The organism is Microbispora cellulosiformans (genome assembly GCF_008728085.1).
GTDB classification, from domain to species: domain Bacteria; phylum Actinomycetota; class Actinomycetes; order Streptosporangiales; family Streptosporangiaceae; genus Microbispora; species Microbispora amethystogenes.
In genome coordinates this window covers 271,459-289,786 of record NZ_VYTZ01000003.1, presented here as the reverse complement: position 1 = coordinate 289,786, position 18,328 = coordinate 271,459, and the positions used below count along the sequence as shown (strand labels likewise).

The window sequence follows — 18,328 nt, the reverse complement described above, 5'->3', positions numbered from 1 at the left end:
CTGGCAGGATCCCCACATAAAAAAGCCCCGCCAGTCCCGGAGGACGGCGGGGAGTAATGGTCCCAGTGCAGCAGAACGAACCGTGCTCGTTTCGCTACCCTCCGAAATCGTCTTGTCACCCTACTTCGTGTGGTCCTCGGTTCGCAGCGATTCCACCGGTTCAGGTGCTCAGGGGATGAGGGTGCCGGGGAGGCGGAGGCGGGCGAGCCCGCCGTCGGGGAAGATGTCGAGGCGGACGTGGGTGACGCGGCGGTCGTCGTCGAGGCGGAAGCGGTGGCGGGTGTCGGGTTGGAGCCGGGTCTTCGGCAGCAGCGGGAACCAGGCGGCGTCGTCCGGCAGGGGCGCCCGACCGGCGTCGTCCTCCGGCGGGAGCGCTCGGCCGTCGTCCAGGGGCGCTTGGCTGGTGTCCAGGGGCGCCTGGCTGGTGTCCAGGCCCGGCGGCGTCCGTGCGGCGTGGCCGGTGTCGATGCCCATGAGGGAGGCCCAGCCGGGGGCGTTGAACTTCAGGTTGGTGGTGTCGATCTCGGCCACGGCGATCCGGCCGGGCCCGGCGAGGGCGACGACGAGCCAGTCGTTGCCTCCGTCGCGCCGCCGGGCCGTCTCCCAGCCCTCGGCCTGGTTGCGGGCGAGCCCGGGCGCGAGGACGTTGTTCGGCGAGGAGTAGAACTCGTCGGAGCAGGCGGTGACGAGCCCGCCGTTCTCCAGTGCGGCGAGGTCGACGGTCAGCCCGCGCAGGAACGCCGGGTCGGGCACGACCCGGCCGTGCACCCGCAGCCGCGCGACGCCGCCGTCGGGGAAGATGTTCAGCCGGACGTGCGTGAACCGGCGGGGATCGGTCACCGCGAACTCGTGGGCCGCGTCGCCCCCGAGCGGGCTCTTCGGCACGATCTCCACCCAGCCGTCCAGCTCCTCCGGCGCCGGATGGCCCTCCGCCGCGCACGCCTCCACCGAGGCGTACGGCGGGTAGTTGCCGCGGAACCACGCGGTGTCGACGACGACGCCCCGGATGACTCCCGGCATGCCGAGGCGGACGATCGCCCAGTCGTGGCCCGCCTCGCGCCGCCGGCGCGTCTCCCAGCCGTCGTAGACCTGGCCCTTCGCGCCGAAGGTGTGCGGCCGGAACTCGGCGGGTCCGGGCCTGATCAGGGCCTCCCGCTCGGCGAACGACTCGTCGTTGGCCGCCACGACCGACCCGCCGTACGTGCGGAGGGCGAGGTCGGGCAGGCGGGTGAAGGCGTTCACCGCGCTCCCCGGGTCAGAAGGCGACCGGCCGGAGCGGCGAGGTCGACGGGGGCGCCGCGCAGCCAGGTGGTGCGGACGACGCCGGAGAGGCGCCGCCCGTGGTAGGGCGACACGGGGTTGCGGTGGTGCAGCGCCGCCACGTCGACCGTGAACTCGGCGTCGGGGTCGAAGGCCACCAGGTCGGCGTCGTTGCCCGGTCTGATCGCCCCCTTGTACGGCAGGCCCGCGAGGCGGGCGGGACCCTCGGCCATCCAGCGGACGACGTCGGTCAGGCCGTACCCGCGGGCGCGGGCGGCGGTCCACACGGCGGGCAGGCCGACCTGGAGGGAGGAGATCCCGCCCCACGCTTCGGCGAAGTCGGGGACCTTGAGGTCGGGCGTCGACGGGGAGTGGTCGGAGACGATCCCCATCAGCACCCCCTCGGCGAGCGCCTCCCACAGCGCGTCGCGGTTGGCCGCCTCCCGGATCGGCGGGCAGCACTTGTACGCCGGGCCGGTGACCTGCTCGGCCGCCAGGGTCAGGTAGTGGGGGCAGGTCTCGGCGCTGACGCGCACCCCGGCCGCCCGCGCCTCGCGGAGCGGCCCGAGGCAGGCGGCGGCCGACACGTGCACGATGTGCGCCCTGGCGCCCGTCTCGGCGGCCAGCGCGATCACCCGCTCCACGGCCCGCCGCTCGGCCTCCTGCGGGCGCGACCTGAGGAAGTCGTCGTACGCCGGGCCGCCGGGCTCGGTCAGCAGCGCCGGGTCCTCGGCGTGGGCGATCAGCAGGCCGCCGAAGCCCGCCACCTCCGCGAGCGCGGCCCGAAGCCCGTCGTGGTCGAGCTCGGGGAACTCCTCGACCCCGGACGGCGACAGGAAGCACTTGACGCCCATGACCCCGGCCTCGTGCAGGGGGCGCAGGTCGGGCAGGTTTCCCGGGACCGCGCCGCCCCAGAAGCCGACGTCCACGTGACACCGACCCTCGGCGGCCTTCCGCTTGACCTCCAGCGAGGCGACGTCCAGGGTCGGCGGCAGCGAGTTCAGCGGCATGTCCACGATGGTGGTGACGCCCCCGGCCGCCGCCGCGGCGGTGGCGGTCGCGAAGCCCTCCCAGTGGGTGCGGCCGGGCTCGTTGACGTGCACGTGCGAGTCGACCAGCCCGGGCAGCAGCGGCAGGTCGCCGAGGTCGACGTCCTCGGCGGCGCCGGACGGGTCGTCGTAGGGCAGCAGGGCCTCGATCAGGCCCCCGCGCACGGCGACGGCGAGCGCCCGCTCCCCCTTCGGGGTCACGACCCGCCGCGACCGCACCACCAGGTCGCACCGCCGGCCGCCGCCGGGTGAGACCTCCTCTTCCCCCGCGTGATCGTGCAAAGAACCCACCGCTCCTCTCGCGATCCGGGCGTCAGCCGGCATGGTCCCGCGCCGGCGTCTACCTCCTGGTGAGGTGCTCGGCCGCGATCCGGCGGGCCAGCCGTTCGAGCAGCGGCCCGGCCTCGGCCACGCACCTCGCGACGTCGGGCTCGATGTCGGTCAGCGCGTACGCCGCCTCGATCCCCGCCTTCTTCAGTTCGTCGTCGCCCACCGTGCGGCGGCCGCAGACGGCCACGACCGGCACGCCGTGACCGGCCGCCGCCGCGGCCACGCCCACGGGCGCCTTGCCGCGCAGGGTCTGCTCGTCGATCGCGCCCTCACCCGTGATCACCAGCCGGGCGCCCGCCACGTGCCGGTCGAAGTCCACCAGGTCGAGCAGGTAGCCGATGCCCGGCCGGATCTCGGCGCCGAGGAAGACCAGCGCGCCGAAGCCGACCCCGCCGGCCGCGCCCGCCCCCTCCCGCCCGGCCACGCCCATCGCTCCGACGGGGCCGTCGTGCTCGGCCGCGCCCGGCAGGCCGTGGGTGTGCGCGGCGACGGCCGCCAGCCGGGCCAGCCCGGCCTCCAGCACGGCGACGTCACCCGGGCTCGCGCCCTTCTGCGGGCCGTACACCGCCGCCGCGCCGTACGGGCCGAGCAGCGGATTGTCCACGTCGCTCGCGACCACGACCTCGAACCCGCGCAGCCGGTCGGAGGCGTCGATCGTGTGCAGGTCGCGCAGCGCCGCCCCGCCCGGCGGAAGCTCGTTCCCCCCGGCGTCGAGCAGCCGTACGCCGAGGGCCTGGGCCATGCCCGCGCCGCCGTCGGTGCAGGCGCTGCCGCCGAGGCCGAGCACGATCCGCGCCGCGCCGTGCCGTACGGCGTGGGCGATCAGCTCACCGGTGCCGCGGCTGGTGGCGGTGAGGGGTGCGCGGCCTCGCTGGAGCCGCCGCAGGCCGGACGCCTCGGCCAGTTCGATCACCGCGACCCGGCCGCCCGGCTCGTCCCGCACGGCGTAGGCCGCCGGGACCGGCGTACCGTCCGGGCCGGTCACCTCCGTCTCGACCCGGGTGAACCCGCTCGCCACGACCGCGTCGACCGTGCCGTCCCCTCCGTCGGCGACCGGCAGCGGCACGACGGGGACGTCGCCCAGCCCGGCGGCCACGTGCGCGGCCACCTCCGGAGAGGTGAGCGACCCCCGGAACTTGTCCGGCGCGATGACGACGTGCCCTGTCATGCCGTGTGCCCTGCCGTGCGCTCTGCCGTGTGCCCTGTCATGCCTGGCCCTTCGATAGACCTTCGTCCGTCCCGAAACGTTTCAGACATGATCCCCGGTGCGCAAGCGGCGGTGCGCGTCGGCCCCCGCCCGTGCGGCGGCATCGCCCGGCACGGTGCGCAGCTCGCCGCTGTCCACCACGGTCCGGCCGCCGACCAGCAGCCGGGCGAGCGGCGGGGTGGCGCCGTAGGCGAACGCGACGACGGGGTCGTCGATCGCGGCGTGGAAGCCGCCGAGCCGCCACAGCGCGACGTCGGCGAGCTTGCCGGGCTCCAGCGAGCCGATCTCGGCCTCCCGGCCGAGGCAGCGGGCGCCCCCCAGGGTGGCCGTCTCCAGGGCCTGGCGGGCGGTGAGCGCGCGCGGGCCGTACCTCGCCCGCTGCATGAGCATGGCCATGCGGATCTCCCCGGCCAGCGGGGTCATCTCGCTGGACGCGGCGCCGTCGACACCGAGCCCGACCGGCGCGCCCGCCGCCAGCAGGTCGCTGATCCGCGCGATGCCGGCGCCGAGACGGCCGTTGGAGGACGGGCAGTGCGCGACCCCGGTGCCGGTCTCGGCGAAGCGCCGCACGTCCTTGTCGGTGAGGTGCACGCAGTGGGCCAGCCACACGTCGGGGCCGAGCCAGCCGAGCCGGTCGAGGTAGTCGACCGGAAGCACGCCGAACTGCTCCACGCAGTGCTCGTCCTCGTCCGCCGTCTCCGCGCCGTGCGTGTGCAGCCGTACGCCGAGGGAGCGGGCGAGCTCCGCCGAGCGGATCATGAGCTCGCCGCTGACCGAGAACGGCGAGCAGGGGGCGACGGCGACGCGCAGCATCGACCCGAAGGACGGGTCATGATATTTCCGGACCGCTTCCTCGGTCGCCCCGAGGATCTCGTCGATGTCCTCCACGACCTCGTCCGGCGGCAGCCCGCCGCGCGAGGCGCCCCGGTCCATGGACCCCCGGCAGGGGTGGAAGCGCAACCCGACCGCGCGTGCGGCCTCGATCTCCGCCTCGAACAGGTCGCCCCGGCCCTTGGGGAAGATGTAGTGATGGTCGGACGAGGTCGTGCAGCCCGACAGGGCGAGCCAGGCCAGCCCGGCCGTCGCGGCGCCCGACACCACCTCGGCGTCCATCCGCGCCCACAGCCGGTAGCTCGCGACCAGCCATTCGAACAGGGTGCCGTCGGGCGTCACGCCCTGGGCCGCCCACTGGTAGAGGTGATGGTGGGTGTTGACCAGGCCCGGGGTGGCCAGGCAGCCGGACCCGTCGATCCGCTCGGCCTCCCCCGGCGCGTACGGCGCGGGGCCGGGGCCGACCGCGGCGATCCGGTCGCCCTCGATCACGAGGTGGCCGGAGGGGATCTCCTCTCCCCTGACGGGCACGATGTGGGCGTTCTCGACGACCACTCGCCGTGGTGCGGGATCACGCAACGAAGACTCCCTGGTCGGGCGGGCGGCTTGCTGGACGATCACTGGGCCGGCCGGTCCGTGTGCGGCCGACGGCCTGTCCGGGTGCGGCCGGCGGCGCGGTCACGACGGCGGGCCGAGGCGGGTCGCGGCGAGCCGGACCGCGTCGAGGATCTTCTCGTACCCGGTGCAGCGGCACAGGTTGCCGGCCAGCGCCTCCCGGATGTCGGCGTCAGACGGCACGCCGTCCGCCTCGGCCAGCAGCGCGTGGGCCTGGACGACGAGACCGGGCGTGCAGAAGCCGCACTGCACCGCCCCAGCGTCGAGGAACGCCCGCTGGACCTCGTGCAGCCCCTCCCCCGAAGCGTCGCCGTGCGCGGGGCCGGCGTCGGCGAGCGGGGCGTCGCGGCGGGACAGGCCCTCGACCGTGACGACCTCGCGGCCCTCCGCCTGGCCGGCGGCGACCAGGCACGCGCAGACCGGCGTGCCGTCGAGGTAGACCGTGCAGGAACCGCACTCCCCCTGCTCGCAGGCGTTCTTGGCCCCCGGGAGGCCGAGCCGCTCACGGAGGACGTACAGCAGGCTCTCGCCCTCCCACACGTCGTCGGCCGCCGTCGCGCGGCCGTTCACGGTGAGGTTCACCCTCATGCGCTCCCCCTGTCGTCACCGGCACCGGACCCGGCGCTGGAATCGGCGCTGGAATCGGCGTCGGTGCCGGCCCTGAAGTCGGCCCAGGCCCAGCCGAGCGCGCGGCGGGCCAGCACGGCCAGCGCGTGCGTGCGGTAGGCGGCGCGGCCGCGTACGTCGTCGATCGGGGCCGCGGCGCCGGCGACGAGTTCGCCGAAGCGGCCGGCCACATCGGGGTCGAGCGGCGAGCGCCCCTGCCAGTCGAGCCGCGCGGCCGCGAACTCCTCGGCGGCGACGGCCCGGCGGGGCGTCGGGGCGGCCGAGCCGACGCCGGTGCCCACCCGCCGTTCCGCCGCGTGCAGGGCGATCGAGAACGAGCACACCGCGATCACCATGGCGTTCCTGGTGCCGATCTTGGAGAAGTACTGCGGCCCGCGTGCCACCGGGACGCGCACGGCGCGGATCAGTTCGTCGGGCGCCAGCGCGTTGCGCTTGACCCCGGTGTAGAACTCACCGATCGGGATCAGCCGGGCGCCGCGCACCGACTCGGCCTCCACGACCGCGTCGCAGGCCAGCAGCGGCGGATGGCTGTCGCCCGCGGGCGAGGCCGCGCCCAGGTTGCCCGCGACCGTGCCCCGGTTGCGGATCTGCGGCGACCCGACCGTGCGGGACGCCTGGGCCAGGCCGGGCAGGCGCGCCCCCAGTTCCCCGATCAGCCGGGAGTAGGTCACCCCGGCGCCGAGGCGGATCACGTCCCCCTCCCGCGACCACTCCGTCAGTTCGGGGATCGGGGTGAGGTCGAGCAGGGCGGCGGGGCGGCCCTTGTCGAGGTTGATCTCCACCATGACGTCGGTGCCGCCCTGGATCGGGGTGGCCTCGGGGCGTGCGGCCTTGAGGTCCAGGGCCTCGGCCCAGGTGCGCGGGCGCAGGAAGTCCATGGCTACTCCCACGCCGGGCCGGCGTCGGGCGCGTCCTCGCGCAGCACGGTCCCCTCGATCAGCCCGTACGGCCGGTCGGCGGCGAAGAAGACCTCCCCGTCGTTGGGCAGCCCGAAGGGCGCGAGGTCGACCAGGAAGTGGTGCCTGTTCGGCAGCGACAGCCGCACCTCGCAGACCCCCGGGCACTCGGCCAGCACGCGTGTGCCCATGGCGTACAACGTCTGCTGCAGGGACAGGCTGTAGGTGTCGGCGAAGGCCGCGAGCAGGGCCGCCCGGGCCTTCTCGTAGCTCTTGTCCCAGTCCTGAGGGGATTCCGCGTCCGCGTGCCGCCATGACACGTCGACGGCGGTGGCGAGGACGCGGTCGCGAGTCTCCGGCAGCGTCGTGTACTCGTCCTTCGCGAACCCCCAGAACTCGGAGTTGGTCGTGTTGAGCACGACGAGGTCGCGCAGCCCGGAGACCACCCACGACCGGGTCCCGTCGTGCTGCGCCACGCAGGTGCGCACCTCCCGCCCGGAGCGGACGAACGAGTGCCCGAAAGCGCCGTTGCGCTCCCAGGCGTGCTCCTCGACGGCGACCCTGGCGTGGCGGATCGCGGGCTGGGAGTCCACGAAGTGCCGCGCCAGCAGCAGCGCGAAGTCCTCGACCGCCCCGACGCCGTGTTTCTTGGCGAACGCGAAGACGGTGTTCTTCTGCGAGTCGGTGGGCAGGACGGCGGAGTTGTCCCCGCTCAGGTGCACCTCGGCCATGTCGCCCGACAACGCCGTGCTCACCGTGAGGTCCTTGATCCGATGGGCGTCGCCGTGCCGGGTCACCCGTACGACCCTCGTCTCGGCCTTGCCATACCTGTTGGGTCCCAGAACGGCCACGGCTAGCTCCCCCGGTAGGTCGAGTAGGCGAAGGGGCTCAGCAGCAGCGGCACGTGGTAGTGCCCGCCGGGCTCCCGGACGGCGAACACCACGCTGACCTCGGGGAAGAACGCGTCCTCCCCCAGATAGGCGGCGGTGTCGAAGACGAGCCGGTAGGTGCCGGGACGCGGGTCGAGCGCCGGGTCCCACTCCCGGCCCAGTGGGGTCCACTCCCGGATGCGGCCGTCCCCGTCGGTGCGGCCCTCCGCGACCGGCACGAAGCCGTGCGCGGCGCGCCGCGACAGCCGTACGGGCACGTCCTCGGCGGGCGTCCCGGCGGCGGTGTCGAGCACGTGCGTCGAGAGGCTCACGGGCCCTCCCAGAGCTTGGCCAGCCGCAGCGAGACGATCTTCGACAGCTCCGCCCTGACGATCCCGCGCTCGGTCTCCTCGTCGTTGCCGAGCCGCCCGCGCAGCAGCGCCAGCAGGTCGTCGGCGTCCCGGCCGCTCGCGCAGACCAGGTAGACGTGGCCGAACCGGCTCTCGTAGGCGGCGTTGCCCTCGCGGAGCGCGTCGAGCACGTCCCGGCCGGCGTCCGCGGCTCCGGACTGCTCCGACCGCGACCACGCCGCCTCGCGTCCGGCGCCACCGGGCCGCTCGCCGATGCGGGGGTGCGCCGCCAGCGCCTCCAGCACGTCGTCCCAGGCCAGGGCGGCGAGCACCGGCCCGCTCGCGCGGCGCAGCCCGTCGAGGTCGCGGTACGGCCCGCGCGCGGCCACCTCCTCCACCCATCGGGCGGAGGCGCAGCAGGACCGCAGGTCCTCCCGGCTCAGTTCGCGCATGCCCGTCAGTCAACCGCCGGGCCCGCGGCGGGGTCCAGCGGCGCGAGGTCCGAACCGCGTGCCCTGCTCCGGGGGCCGCTTTGTACGTTGTGACAAAGGGGGCGGCACACGGGGCGGCACGGGGCGGCCATCCGAGCGGCCGTGGGAGTGACCACCTGGGCCACGACTAACCTGGAGGTCATCATGACTCCTAGCAATCTCATCGGCGGCCACGTCTTCGTCGCGGGCGGCCTGGCCAAGGGCGGGCTGAAGTACGCGTCGGAGATCGGCGCGGAGATGATCCAGGTCTTCGTCACGAATCCACGCGGCTGGGCGCTCAGCGCGGGCGACCCCGCCGAGGACGCGAAACTGCGCGAGTCGGGCGTGCCGGTCTTCCTGCACGCCGCCTATCTCGTGAACTGCGGGTCGCCGACGCCGGCGACCCTGGAGAACTCGATCGCGGTGATCCGCCACACGCTGCGCCGGGGCGCCGAGACCGGCGCGCGAGGGGTGGTCGTGCACACCGGCTCCGCCGTCAGCCAGTCGCGCGAGGACGCGATGCGCCAGATCCACGAGCACCTGCTGCCGGTGCTGGACGAACTGCCCGGAGACGGTCCCGACCTGCTGCTCGAACCGATGGCGGGGCAGGGCCGGATGCTGTGCGCCACGGTCCAGGACCTCGGGCCCTACCTGGAGGCGCTCGACCACCATCCGAAGGCGGGCGTGTGCCTGGACACCTGCCATGCCTTCGCGGCGGGGCACGACCTGGCCGCGCCGGGCGGCGTGAAGGAGATGATGGACGCCCTGCACGAGGTCGCCCCGGGCCGGCTGAGGCTGATCCACGCCAACGACTCCAAGGACCCGTGCGGGTCCAAGAGGGACCGGCACGAGAACATCGGGGCCGGGCACATCGGCGCGCAGGCCTTCGCCGATCTCATGCGGCACCCGGCGGCCGCCGGCGTGCCGTTCTGCATCGAGACCCCCGGCAAGGTGGAAAAGCACCGCGAGGACATCGACCTGCTGAAGAAGCTCCGGAGCGCCTGAGCAGCACCTGGTCCACGGAGGCTCGCGGCCGCCGGCGCCGCGTGTCGTTGCCGGTCAGGGGCGTTCGCGGCGATCCGGCGCCCCCGTATGGCCGGATCGCCGCGTCCCCCCGGTAACGCGCGGGCGGGGCCCTTCCCCCCCGAGTAGGGCCCCGCTTGGTAACCACCTGGTGACAATCGGCTCACTTTGCGATTACCCCGCGTGTCTTGCGACGAGCGAAACACTACGAGGTGTAGTCGGGCCGCCGGATGGCCCTTCGGACGAGCGGTCCCTAGTTAGCGCCATGCGGCCCGTCCTCACACGACGAGCGGACCCCCGTGAGCGACAAACGGTCGCTCCGGACCCCGTCGCGGCGGCCCTGGCCTCGGACGACCCGTCACGCCTTCACCGGACCGGGCCCTCCTCTCCCGAGGCGCCGAGCAGGTCAGTAGCCCCAGTCGTCGTTCTTCTCGTGGCGCTCCTTCTCGCGGACCGGGCGCTCCTTCACGACGGTGTCCCTGACGACTTCCGGCACGACCAGGGTCGTGGGCCGCTCGTTCACCGGAGCGCGGTTCACGTGATTGAAGTTCCGGTCGTTGTTGTCGCGGTTGTTGAAGAACTGGTTGTTGGCCCACCAGCTGTTGTTGAACCAGGCGTTGTCGCGGTTCGTCTTGTCCTGGAATCCGAGGGCGACGCCCTTGGCGACGATTCCGAAGCCGGAGTGGTCGTTGACGCTGTCCTTCCACAGGCCCTGGTTCCAGAAGTTCTGGTTGTTCCACCAGTTGTTGTTCTCGTTGTTCCACCGGTTGTCGTTGATGTGCTCGTTTCCGTCGGCGAGCGGGACGGTCGTGGCACCCGCGGCGGCGGCGAGAGCGAACGAGCCGCCGGTGAGAGCGGTTCCCAGGGCCAGCCCGGCAAGAATCCTCGTGAAAGCAGGCATTGCGCGTCCTCCTCGACAGGATTTTCATTGCGCCAGATCGGCGAGCCAATCACCCCGAAGTATTCACGGCCGCTTCGGGGCCACCTTCTCGCGGTTTCTTGATTGCCTGCGACGTCGCACCACAAACGAGGAGTTGATGCGCTTTATCTAGCCTTATCTGAATATGACACGCATCAGACCATCAATACCACTTATGTTGTGGTATGTCCGATTTGAGAGGTCAGGGGCGGAACTGCCGGACGAGTTGCTCTCGCACCTGCCGGGTCAGCCTCCGGCTCACCGGCAGCGCCTCCCCGCCCACCTGAAGGACCACCCGCCCGGCGTCGAAGCGCAACTCGCTCACGTGCCTGGCGTTGACGAGCGTGCTGCGATGGGCCCTGACGAACCCCGACCCCGCCCAGCGCCGCTCCAGCGCCGCGAGGGACATCCGTACGAGGTAGACGGCCTCGGCGGTGTGCAGGCGGACGTAGTCGCCGTGCGCCTCGGCGTAGCACACGTCCTGCCTGGCGACGAACTTCGTGCGGCCGGCCAGCTCGACGGGGATCGTCTCCAGGTCCTCGTCCGCGCCGGGGGGCGCCACGGCGGCCGACAGGCGGCGCACGGCCTCCGCCAGGCGTTCGGGGCGCACGGGCTTGAGCAGGTAGTCGACGGCCTCCAGCTCAAACGCCTGGACGGCGCAGTCGTGGGCGCTGACGAAGACCAGCTTCGGCGGCGTGGGGAACCCGCCGATGAGCCGGGCCAGGTCGAGGCCGTCGAGCCCCGGCATGCGCACGTCGAGGAACACCCCGTCGAGACGCTCGCCGTCGGCGATCATCTGGACCATGTCGCGGAGGGCGGCCCCGCTGTCGGTGGCCGTGCTCACCTGCTCCACCCGGGCGTCCTGGCGCAACAGGAAGGCGAGCTCGGACAGGGCGGGGACCTCGTCGTCCACCGCGAGGACACGCAGCATGGCGTCCACCGTGCCGTGCGCCCGCCTTCCCGCGCAAGGGGTGACCGGACGGTAGGTGACGACCCCGATACGCTGAGGCGTCACCACCGCCCGCCCGGAAAGCCCAGGTCAAGCCCAGGAATGCGTTAGGGGGCATCTATTCCCTTTTGCCCTTTTATCGGCCTATCCGTCCTACACGGCTGCCTACGATGGCGAAGGAAGTCAGGCGAGCAAGGAAGGTCGATGGGCATCAGGCGGGGCGCCCTCCCTCTTCCCCGTTCCGGCTCCATCCGGGCGCGGGTGACGCTGGCGGTGGCGGCGTTGTCCGTCCTCATCGTCGGCGTGATCGCGGCCGGTCTGTGCCTGCTGATCCGTGCCCGGGTCGAGACCGAGATCTTCAACGAGACGCGCCGCGTCGCGAGCGAATGGATCGGCTCGATGCGGCGCGGCCACCTACCGCCGCCGACTCCGACGGCGCGCGTCCCCCTCGTCCAGCTCACCGACTCGCGCGGCCGGGTGGTGCTGGCCGACCCCGTGGCCGGCGAGCGGCCGCTGAGCGCCGTCCGGCCCACCAGCGACGACCGCTTCCAGGACGTGACCGAGTGCTCCGGCGACCGGTGCGTCATGCTCACCGCCGCACGGGTCCCGTCGTTGCAGGCGATGGAGCTGTGGCGGGGCGAGCCCCACTACGTGTACGCCGGAACTGATCAGCCGCCCGCCATCCGCGGGCACCGGCTGGAGCTCCTCGTCGGTGCCAGCGGGGCGCTGCTGGCCGGGTTGTGGACGTGGACGACCTGGCGGGCGGCGGGCCGCGTCCTGCGGCCGATCACGGTGATCCGGCAGCGGATGTCGGAGATCACCGCCCACGACCTGGCCCTGCGGGTGCCGCAGCCTCCGGGCCGGGACGAGATCGCCCGGCTCGCGCGCACCGCGAACCAGACGCTCGACCGGCTCGAATCGGCGGTCGCGCAGCAGCGGCACTTCGCCGCCGTGGTCTCGCACGAGCTGAAGTCGCCGCTCACCGGGCTCCGCACCGGACTGGAGGAGGCGCTGCTCTACCCGGAGATCGACGCGCGCGAGGCGATCGCCAGGTCCCTGCCGGTCGCCGAGCGCCTGCAGCAGATCATCGACGAACTGCTCGCCTTCGCCCGGCTCCGCAACACCCCCTGCGTGTCCGAGCCGGTCGACCTTGGGGCTCTCGTACGCGCGGAGGTGGCGGCGCGCGGCGGAGAGGTCCCGGTGCACGCCAGGATCGAGCCCGGCCTTCGGGTCCTCGGCAGCCGCGTCCAGCTCGCCTGCGTCATCACGAATCTGCTGGTGAACGCGCAGCGGCACGCGATCTCCAAGGTGGACGTGACCGCGGAGCCCGTCGGCGGCCAGGCGCTGGTCACGGTGCTGGACGACGGCGACGGCGTCGCCGAGGAGGACCGCGAGCGGGTGTTCGAGCCCTTCGTCCGCCTCGACGCGGCGCGACGCCTCGACCCCGGTGGCAGCGGACTCGGCCTGGCCCTCTGCCGGGCGATCGCGGTCGCCCACAAGGGCAGCCTCCGCATCGAGGAGTCCCCGCGCGGCGCGCGGTTCGTCCTGACGGTGCCGCTCCTCCCCGCCGTCTCCCCCGGCCGGGAAGCGGCGCCGGACAGCACGGTCGCGTGACAACGACGACGGCGGCCGGTCAGGGACGGGCCGGGCTCGCACCGGGACGGGTGCGGGGGCGGGTTTTGGGGATCCGCAGCCGGATGCGGGTCCCCTTGCCCGGCGCGGTCTCGACGACCAGGCCGTAACCCGGGCCGTAGATGTGCCGCATGCGCACGTCGACGTTGCTCAGCCCGATGCCGGTCCGCTGCTCCCGCAGCGCGGCGTGCAACTGCTCGGGATTCATCCCGACGCCGTCGTCCTCGACCCAGATGTGCGCCTCCGACCCGGCGTCCCTGATCACGACCCGCACCTCTCCCGGCATACCGTGCTTGATCGCGTTCTCGACCAGGGGCTGCAGGCACAGGAACGGCACGTCGACCCGCAGCACCTCGGGAGCGACCTGGACGGTGAACCGCAGCCGGTCGCCAAACCTCGCCTGCTCCAGCAGCAGGTAACGGTCCACGCAGGTCAGCTCGTCGGCGAGGGTGGTGAAGTCGGCCGCCCGGCGCAGCGCGTACCGGATGAAGTCGGCGAAGTCGAGCAGCAGTTCGCGGGCGCGCTCCGGATCGGTCCGGACGAACGAGGCGATCGTGGTCAGCGAGTTGTAGACGAAATGGGGGGATATCTGGGCCCGCAGGGCGCGCGCCTCCGCCTCCAGCGTGCGCCTGCGCGACGCGTCGAGCTCGGCGAGTTCGAGCTGGCCCGACAGCCAGCGGCCCACCTCGGTCGCGGTGCGCACGAGCGCCGTGCTCACCCGCGCGTCGTAGGCCGCCAGGGCCCCGACCACCCGGCCCTCCACGGCCAGGGGGACGACCACCCCGCGCCGGCCGCCGCCGCGGAACGCCGGGACGACGCGCGGCCTGCCCCCGGCCGTCGCCGCCCGCACCTCGGCGAGGACCGCCTCGTCGCCCGGCACGTCCGCGCCGTCCCTGGCCAGCACCCGGTCGGGCGCCGCGACGACCAGCCCGGAGGTGCCCAGGAGCGTCCGCAGGTGCCGTACGGCGTGGCGGGCGGAGGCCCGGGTGAGCCCGGCGGCGCGCAGCGAGCGCGCGGCCAGACCGGCGGCGCGCAGGGCGCGGAACGCCGCCTCACCCGGCCCTTCGTCCCGCTCCCGACCCTCTCCCGGCGGCGGCTCGCTACGCGGCAGGGCGCGGCCGAGGACGCCGCCGCAGACTCCGCAGAGCGCGCACAGCGTGACCCACACGGCTGTCGACACGCCGGACACCGTAGCCCTTCGGCGGCCTCACGGCGGGCCCTCGCCCGGCTCCTCCTGGTATGAGTAGCGCTGCTCTTTCCAGGGGTCGGCCACGTTGTGGTAGCCGCGCTCCTCCCAGAAACCACGCCGGTCCTCGGTCAGGTATTCGATGGCGCGCACCCACTTCACGCTCTTCCACGCGTAGAGGTGCGGCACGACGAGCCGGACGGGGAAGCCGCGCTCGGCCGACAGCGGCTTCTCGTCGAGGTGTGTGGCGAACAGCGTCGTCGGGCGGTCGAAGTCGGTCAGGCGGAGGTTCGCGCTGTAGCCGTACTCCGCCCAGATCATCACGTGCCGTACGCCCGGCCCCGGCGGGACGCGGGCGAGCAGGGCCGAGGCGGGAAAGCCGCCCCACTCGTTCCCCATGATCGAGAACTTGGTGACGCAGTGGAAGTCGGACACCATGGTCGTGTGGGGCAGCGAGGAGAACTCCTCCCACGAGAACTCGTGGATCTGACCGGTGGCCGTCTCGCCGAACACCTGGAAACGCCACGTCTCCGGGCGGAACGCCGGCACCCTGCCGTAGTGGACGACGGGCCGTCCGCGTGGGACGTACTGGCCCGGGGGCAGTCGCTTCTCCTCCTCAGGTGTCTCCGGCACGCAGGCCATCCTGCCACCCGCCGGAAAGACGGCCCGCACCGGATCCCGGGCGCGCGACCCTCCCCCGGTCATGCTCGCTGGCGAGCCCGCCGGGAGCCGTACGGAACACGCCCGGAATGGGAGGGGTCGACGCGAGCGTCGAGATGTGCGCTATATTGCGTCACATGCGTACCGCTTGGTCGTTTTGGTATGGCGACGGACCCGTGAGGACCGATCGCCTCCAAGCGCTGCGCTGACAGCCAAGGAGAACGAAGGCCCCGGGTCCCACGGACCCGGGGCCTTCGTCGTTTTCCGGACCCGCACCATCCAGCCGCACCGATCCAGCCGCACCATCCATTCGCACCGTCCGTCCGGACCACATCGAGAGCACGAGGAGACACCATGGTCATCGTCATGACCCCCGAGGCCACCCAGGACGACATCGAGGCGATCACCGACCTCGTCGCCGCCGCGGGAGGGGAGGCGTTCGCGAGCCGCGGCGTGAACCGCACGATCATCGGCCTCATCGGCGACGTCGAGCAGTTCGCCACGCTCAACCTGCGCGCCATGCCGGGTGTCGCGGACGTCGTGCGGGTCTCCACGCCGTACAAGCTGGTGAGCCGGGAGAACCATCCCGACCGCTCCACGGTGACCGTGCGCGGCGTGCCCATCGGGCCCGACACCGTGACGCTGATCGCGGGCCCGTGCGCGGTGGAGACAACACAGCAGACGCTGGAGGCCGCGCTGATGGCCAAGGCGGCGGGCGCGACACTGCTGCGCGGCGGGGCCTTCAAGCCGCGCACCTCGCCGTACGCCTTCCAGGGGCTGGGCGAGGCGGGCCTGCGCATCCTGGCCGACGTGCGCGAGCGGACCGGGCTGCCGATCGTCACCGAGGTCGTGGACGCCCACGACGTGGCGCTCGTGGCGTCGTACGCCGACATGCTCCAGGTCGGCACCCGCAACGCGCAGAACTTCGCGCTGCTGCAGGCCGTGGGCGCCGCCGGGAAGCCGGTCATGCTCAAGCGCGGCATGACCGCGACCATCGAGGAGTGGCTGATGGCGGCCGAGTACGTCGCCCAGCGGGGCAACCTCGACATCGTGCTGTGCGAGCGGGGAATCCGAACTTACGAGCCCGCCACCCGCAACACCCTGGACATCTCCGCGGTCCCGGTCGTCCAGCGGCTGTCGCACCTGCCGGTGATCGTCGACCCGTCGCACTCCGGCGGCCGGCGCGACCTCGTCCTCCCGCTGACCCGGGCGGCCGTCGCGGTGGGGGCCGACGGCGTGATCATCGACGTGCACCCGCACCCCGAGCAGGCGCTCTGCGACGGCCCGCAGGCCCTGGTCGACGGCGACCTGGACCGGCTCGCGGCGATCATGCGCGACTTCCCCCCGCTGGTCGGCCGTACCGCCACCACCGGAGCCACCGCCGTCGGGGGAGCCGCGGCCGCCGCTCCCGCTCTGGCCTGACCCCGCCGGGTCCGGTACGGCCCGCCGCACGCGGGCCGTACCGGGCTCAGACCTCCAGCTTGTACGGCTGGATGGAGTCGGCGAGCTGGGAGGCGAGGTCCTCGGCGTCCAGGCGCCGCTCGATCAGCTTGAGGTCCTCGATCTTCGCGCGGGTCTCGGCCTGCCGGGACGACAGGAGCGTGCAGCAGTCCTCGTCGGGCAGTTCGGAGATCTGCAGCGTGCCGATCCTGCGCGCCTCGGCCATGATCTCGGTCTTGTCCAGGCCGATCAGCGGACGCATGATCGGCATGTCCACGGCGTGGTCCTGCGCGGTGATGTTCGTGAGGGTCTGCGAGGACACCTGCCCGAGGCTGTCACCGGTGACCAGCGCCTCGGCGTGGATGCGGTGGGCGACCTCCTCGGCCGTCTTGAGCATCAGCCGCCGCTGGGCGATCACCGCGAGCCGGTCCTGCCCCGAGTTCCTGATCGACTGCTGCGCCTTGCCGAACGGCACCACCCACAGCCGCGACTTTCCCTGGAACCTGTCCAGGTTGCGCACCAGCGCGTACGCCTTGTAGATCGACTCGGAGGTGGTGAACGGGATGCCCGAGAAGTGCAGGAAGTCGACCCGCAGGCCGCGCCGCATCATCCGGTAGGCCGCGACCGGCGAGTCGATGCCGCCGGACAGCAGCACGAGCCCCCGCCCGCTGGAGCCGACCGGCAGCCCGCCCTGGCCCGGCCGTCCGTCGGTGAACAGGAACGCCTCGTCCCTGTCCACCTCGATGTGCACGGTGAGCTCCGGGCGGCTCAGGTCCACCGGCAGGCCGAAGGTGTCGTTGATCGCACCGCCGACCAGGCGGTCGAGCTCGTTGGAGCGCAACGGGAACCGCTTGTCGCGGCGGCGCGAACGCACCGCGAACCGCGCCAGGCGGGCGACCTCGTCGCTGTCCCTGATCAGCTCGATGCCGGCCTTGGTGATCGCGTCCGGGTCCTTCGGGACCCGCCAGGCGAGGTGGACCAGCACGATGCCGGGCACGTCGGACACGCGGGCCGCCACCGCCTCGGCCACCTCGACCTCGGTGCCGGCCGGCAGGAACAGGGCGATCACGCCGTGCCGCTGCCGGATGTCGACGCGGTGGTCCTTGAGCGCGTGCTTGATGTTGGCCCGCAGGCGCATCTCGAAGATCTCGCGGTTCCGGCCTTTCAGGACCACCTCGCCTAACTTGAGCAGCACACAGGGCTCTCCCAGGGCGGTCATGGTCATGGGTGGAAACCTCCGGGACGGACAGGGACGGCCGCGGCGCCGGGGTGAGGCGCGGCCGGGGAAGGGTTCGCTGGAAGACAACGCGTCGCCCACGTGCGGGCTTCCCACTGTAACGCCGCCGCCGAGCGGCGCACTCCCTCAGTCGAGGTCGGCCAGGCCCTTCTCGATGGCGTAGCGGACCAGCTCGACCCGGTTGTGAAGCTGGAGCTTGCTCAGCGTGTTCTGCACGTGGTTCTGCACCGTGCGGTGCGACAGCACCAGGCGCTCGGCGATCTGCCGGTACGACAGGCCCTTGGCGACCATCCGCAGCACCTCGGTCTCCCGCTCGGTCAGCCGGGGGCCGTCCTCCTGCTCCTCCTCCTGGGCGCCGGGCTGCCGGTGCGCGAGCCTGCGGTACTCCCCGAGGACGAGCCCGGCCAGGCCGGGGGTGAACACCGCGTCGCCCTCGGCGGTCCGCCGGACCGCGTCGAGGAACTCCTCCCGGCCGGCCGACTTCACCAGATATCCGGAGGCGCCCGCCTTGACCGCCTCCAGCACGTCGGCCTCCTCCGCGCTGGCCGACAGGACGAGCACGCGCGGCGGCGCCGCCGACGCGCCCAGCCCGCGGGCCACCTCCACGCCCGGCAGGTCGGGCAGGCGCAGGTCGAGCACCACCACCTCCGGCCGGACCGCCGCCGCCACCCGCAGCGCCTGCCGGCCTTCGCCCGTCTCGGCGACCACCTCGTATCCGGCCTCGGTCAGGTCGCGGGCGACCGCCTCCCGCCACATCGGGTGATCGTCGACCACCATG

At 73.1% G+C, this 18,328-nt stretch carries 18 protein-coding genes; 3 read left to right on the top strand and 15 right to left on the bottom strand.

Going from position 1 to position 18,328, the window contains the following annotated elements; genetic code table 11:
- Positions 1–168: 168 nt before the first annotated feature.
- From alc to uraD, 9 genes are all read right to left on the bottom strand, one after another.
- Positions 169–1,242 (bottom strand): allantoicase, encoded by a 1,074-nt coding sequence (alc, locus tag F5972_RS09360; protein ID WP_150933019.1) that lies wholly within the window; start codon positions 1,240–1,242, stop codon positions 169–171.
- Entirely contained in the window at positions 1,239–2,600 is a 1,362-nt protein-coding gene (gene allB / locus F5972_RS09355) for an allantoinase AllB (protein ID WP_404803045.1), read from the bottom strand. The genes alc and allB overlap by 4 nt, the downstream gene beginning before the upstream one ends.
- A gap of 49 nt (positions 2,601–2,649) precedes the next feature.
- Positions 2,650–3,807 carry a glycerate kinase gene (locus F5972_RS09350; RefSeq protein ID WP_150933017.1) on the bottom strand — a complete coding sequence of 386 codons (1,158 nt, stop codon included), beginning with the start codon at positions 3,805–3,807 and terminating at the stop codon, positions 2,650–2,652.
- Between the two features lie 81 nt (positions 3,808–3,888).
- Positions 3,889–5,256 (bottom strand): 8-oxoguanine deaminase, encoded by a 1,368-nt coding sequence (locus F5972_RS09345; protein ID WP_225311303.1) that lies wholly within the window; start codon positions 5,254–5,256, stop codon positions 3,889–3,891.
- Positions 5,257–5,355: 99 nt separating this feature from the next.
- Entirely contained in the window at positions 5,356–5,880 is a 525-nt protein-coding gene (locus F5972_RS09340; RefSeq protein ID WP_150933016.1) for a (2Fe-2S)-binding protein, read from the bottom strand.
- Positions 5,877–6,797: an FAD binding domain-containing protein gene (locus F5972_RS09335; protein WP_150933015.1), complete on the bottom strand. Its 921-nt coding sequence runs from the start codon at positions 6,795–6,797 to the stop codon at positions 5,877–5,879. The genes F5972_RS09340 and F5972_RS09335 overlap by 4 nt, the downstream gene beginning before the upstream one ends.
- Before the next feature lie 2 nt (positions 6,798–6,799).
- Positions 6,800–7,666 (bottom strand): factor-independent urate hydroxylase, encoded by an 867-nt coding sequence (gene pucL / locus F5972_RS09330; RefSeq protein WP_150933014.1) that lies wholly within the window; start codon positions 7,664–7,666, stop codon positions 6,800–6,802.
- 2 nt (positions 7,667–7,668) lie between these two features.
- Positions 7,669–8,016 carry a hydroxyisourate hydrolase gene (gene uraH, locus F5972_RS09325; protein WP_150933013.1) on the bottom strand — a complete coding sequence of 116 codons (348 nt, stop codon included), beginning with the start codon at positions 8,014–8,016 and terminating at the stop codon, positions 7,669–7,671.
- Positions 8,013–8,486 carry a 2-oxo-4-hydroxy-4-carboxy-5-ureidoimidazoline decarboxylase gene (gene uraD, locus F5972_RS09320; RefSeq protein WP_150933012.1) on the bottom strand — a complete coding sequence of 158 codons (474 nt, stop codon included), beginning with the start codon at positions 8,484–8,486 and terminating at the stop codon, positions 8,013–8,015. The genes uraH and uraD overlap by 4 nt, the downstream gene beginning before the upstream one ends.
- A 183-nt stretch (positions 8,487–8,669) precedes the next feature.
- Between uraD and F5972_RS09315 the strand changes: the two genes are divergently transcribed.
- Positions 8,670–9,509 carry a deoxyribonuclease IV gene (locus F5972_RS09315; RefSeq protein ID WP_150933011.1) on the top strand — a complete coding sequence of 280 codons (840 nt, stop codon included), beginning with the start codon at positions 8,670–8,672 and terminating at the stop codon, positions 9,507–9,509.
- 424 nt (positions 9,510–9,933) lie between these two features.
- Here the strand turns inward: F5972_RS09315 and F5972_RS09310 are convergent, their stop codons facing one another.
- Together F5972_RS09310 and F5972_RS09305 are read right to left on the bottom strand one after the other, a co-directional pair.
- A complete protein-coding gene (locus F5972_RS09310; protein WP_150933010.1) occupies positions 9,934–10,428 on the bottom strand; it encodes a hypothetical protein in 495 nt (164 codons plus the stop codon).
- Between the two features lie 220 nt (positions 10,429–10,648).
- The gene (locus F5972_RS09305; protein WP_150933009.1) at positions 10,649–11,377 is read right to left on the bottom strand and encodes a LytR/AlgR family response regulator transcription factor; all 729 of its coding nucleotides are present in this window, start codon (positions 11,375–11,377) and stop codon (positions 10,649–10,651) included.
- Positions 11,378–11,599: 222 nt separating this feature from the next.
- Here F5972_RS09305 and F5972_RS09300 point away from each other — a divergent pair, with 222 nt between their 5' ends.
- Positions 11,600–13,009: a sensor histidine kinase gene (locus tag F5972_RS09300; protein ID WP_150933008.1), complete on the top strand. Its 1,410-nt coding sequence runs from the start codon at positions 11,600–11,602 to the stop codon at positions 13,007–13,009.
- Positions 13,010–13,028: 19 nt separating this feature from the next.
- Here the strand turns inward: F5972_RS09300 and F5972_RS09295 are convergent, their stop codons facing one another.
- Positions 13,029–14,207: a sensor histidine kinase gene (locus F5972_RS09295; protein ID WP_225311302.1), complete on the bottom strand. Its 1,179-nt coding sequence runs from the start codon at positions 14,205–14,207 to the stop codon at positions 13,029–13,031.
- Between the two features lie 27 nt (positions 14,208–14,234).
- The gene (locus F5972_RS09290; RefSeq protein ID WP_150933006.1) at positions 14,235–14,855 is read right to left on the bottom strand and encodes a sulfite oxidase-like oxidoreductase; all 621 of its coding nucleotides are present in this window, start codon (positions 14,853–14,855) and stop codon (positions 14,235–14,237) included.
- A 372-nt stretch (positions 14,856–15,227) separates the two neighbouring features.
- Here F5972_RS09290 and aroF point away from each other — a divergent pair, with 372 nt between their 5' ends.
- Positions 15,228–16,295, top strand: coding sequence for a 3-deoxy-7-phosphoheptulonate synthase (gene aroF, locus F5972_RS09285; RefSeq protein ID WP_150933005.1), 1,068 nt, complete (start codon positions 15,228–15,230; stop codon positions 16,293–16,295).
- Between the two features lie 46 nt (positions 16,296–16,341).
- Here the strand turns inward: aroF and thiI are convergent, their stop codons facing one another.
- Both thiI and F5972_RS09275 read right to left on the bottom strand, forming a co-directional pair.
- Positions 16,342–17,538, bottom strand: a complete 1,197-nt coding sequence (gene thiI / locus F5972_RS09280) for a tRNA uracil 4-sulfurtransferase ThiI (RefSeq protein ID WP_150933004.1) — start codon at positions 17,536–17,538, stop codon at positions 16,342–16,344.
- 138 nt (positions 17,539–17,676) lie between these two features.
- The gene (locus tag F5972_RS09275) at positions 17,677–18,327 is read right to left on the bottom strand and encodes a response regulator (RefSeq protein ID WP_150933370.1); all 651 of its coding nucleotides are present in this window, start codon (positions 18,325–18,327) and stop codon (positions 17,677–17,679) included.
- Position 18,328: the final 1 nt, after the last annotated feature.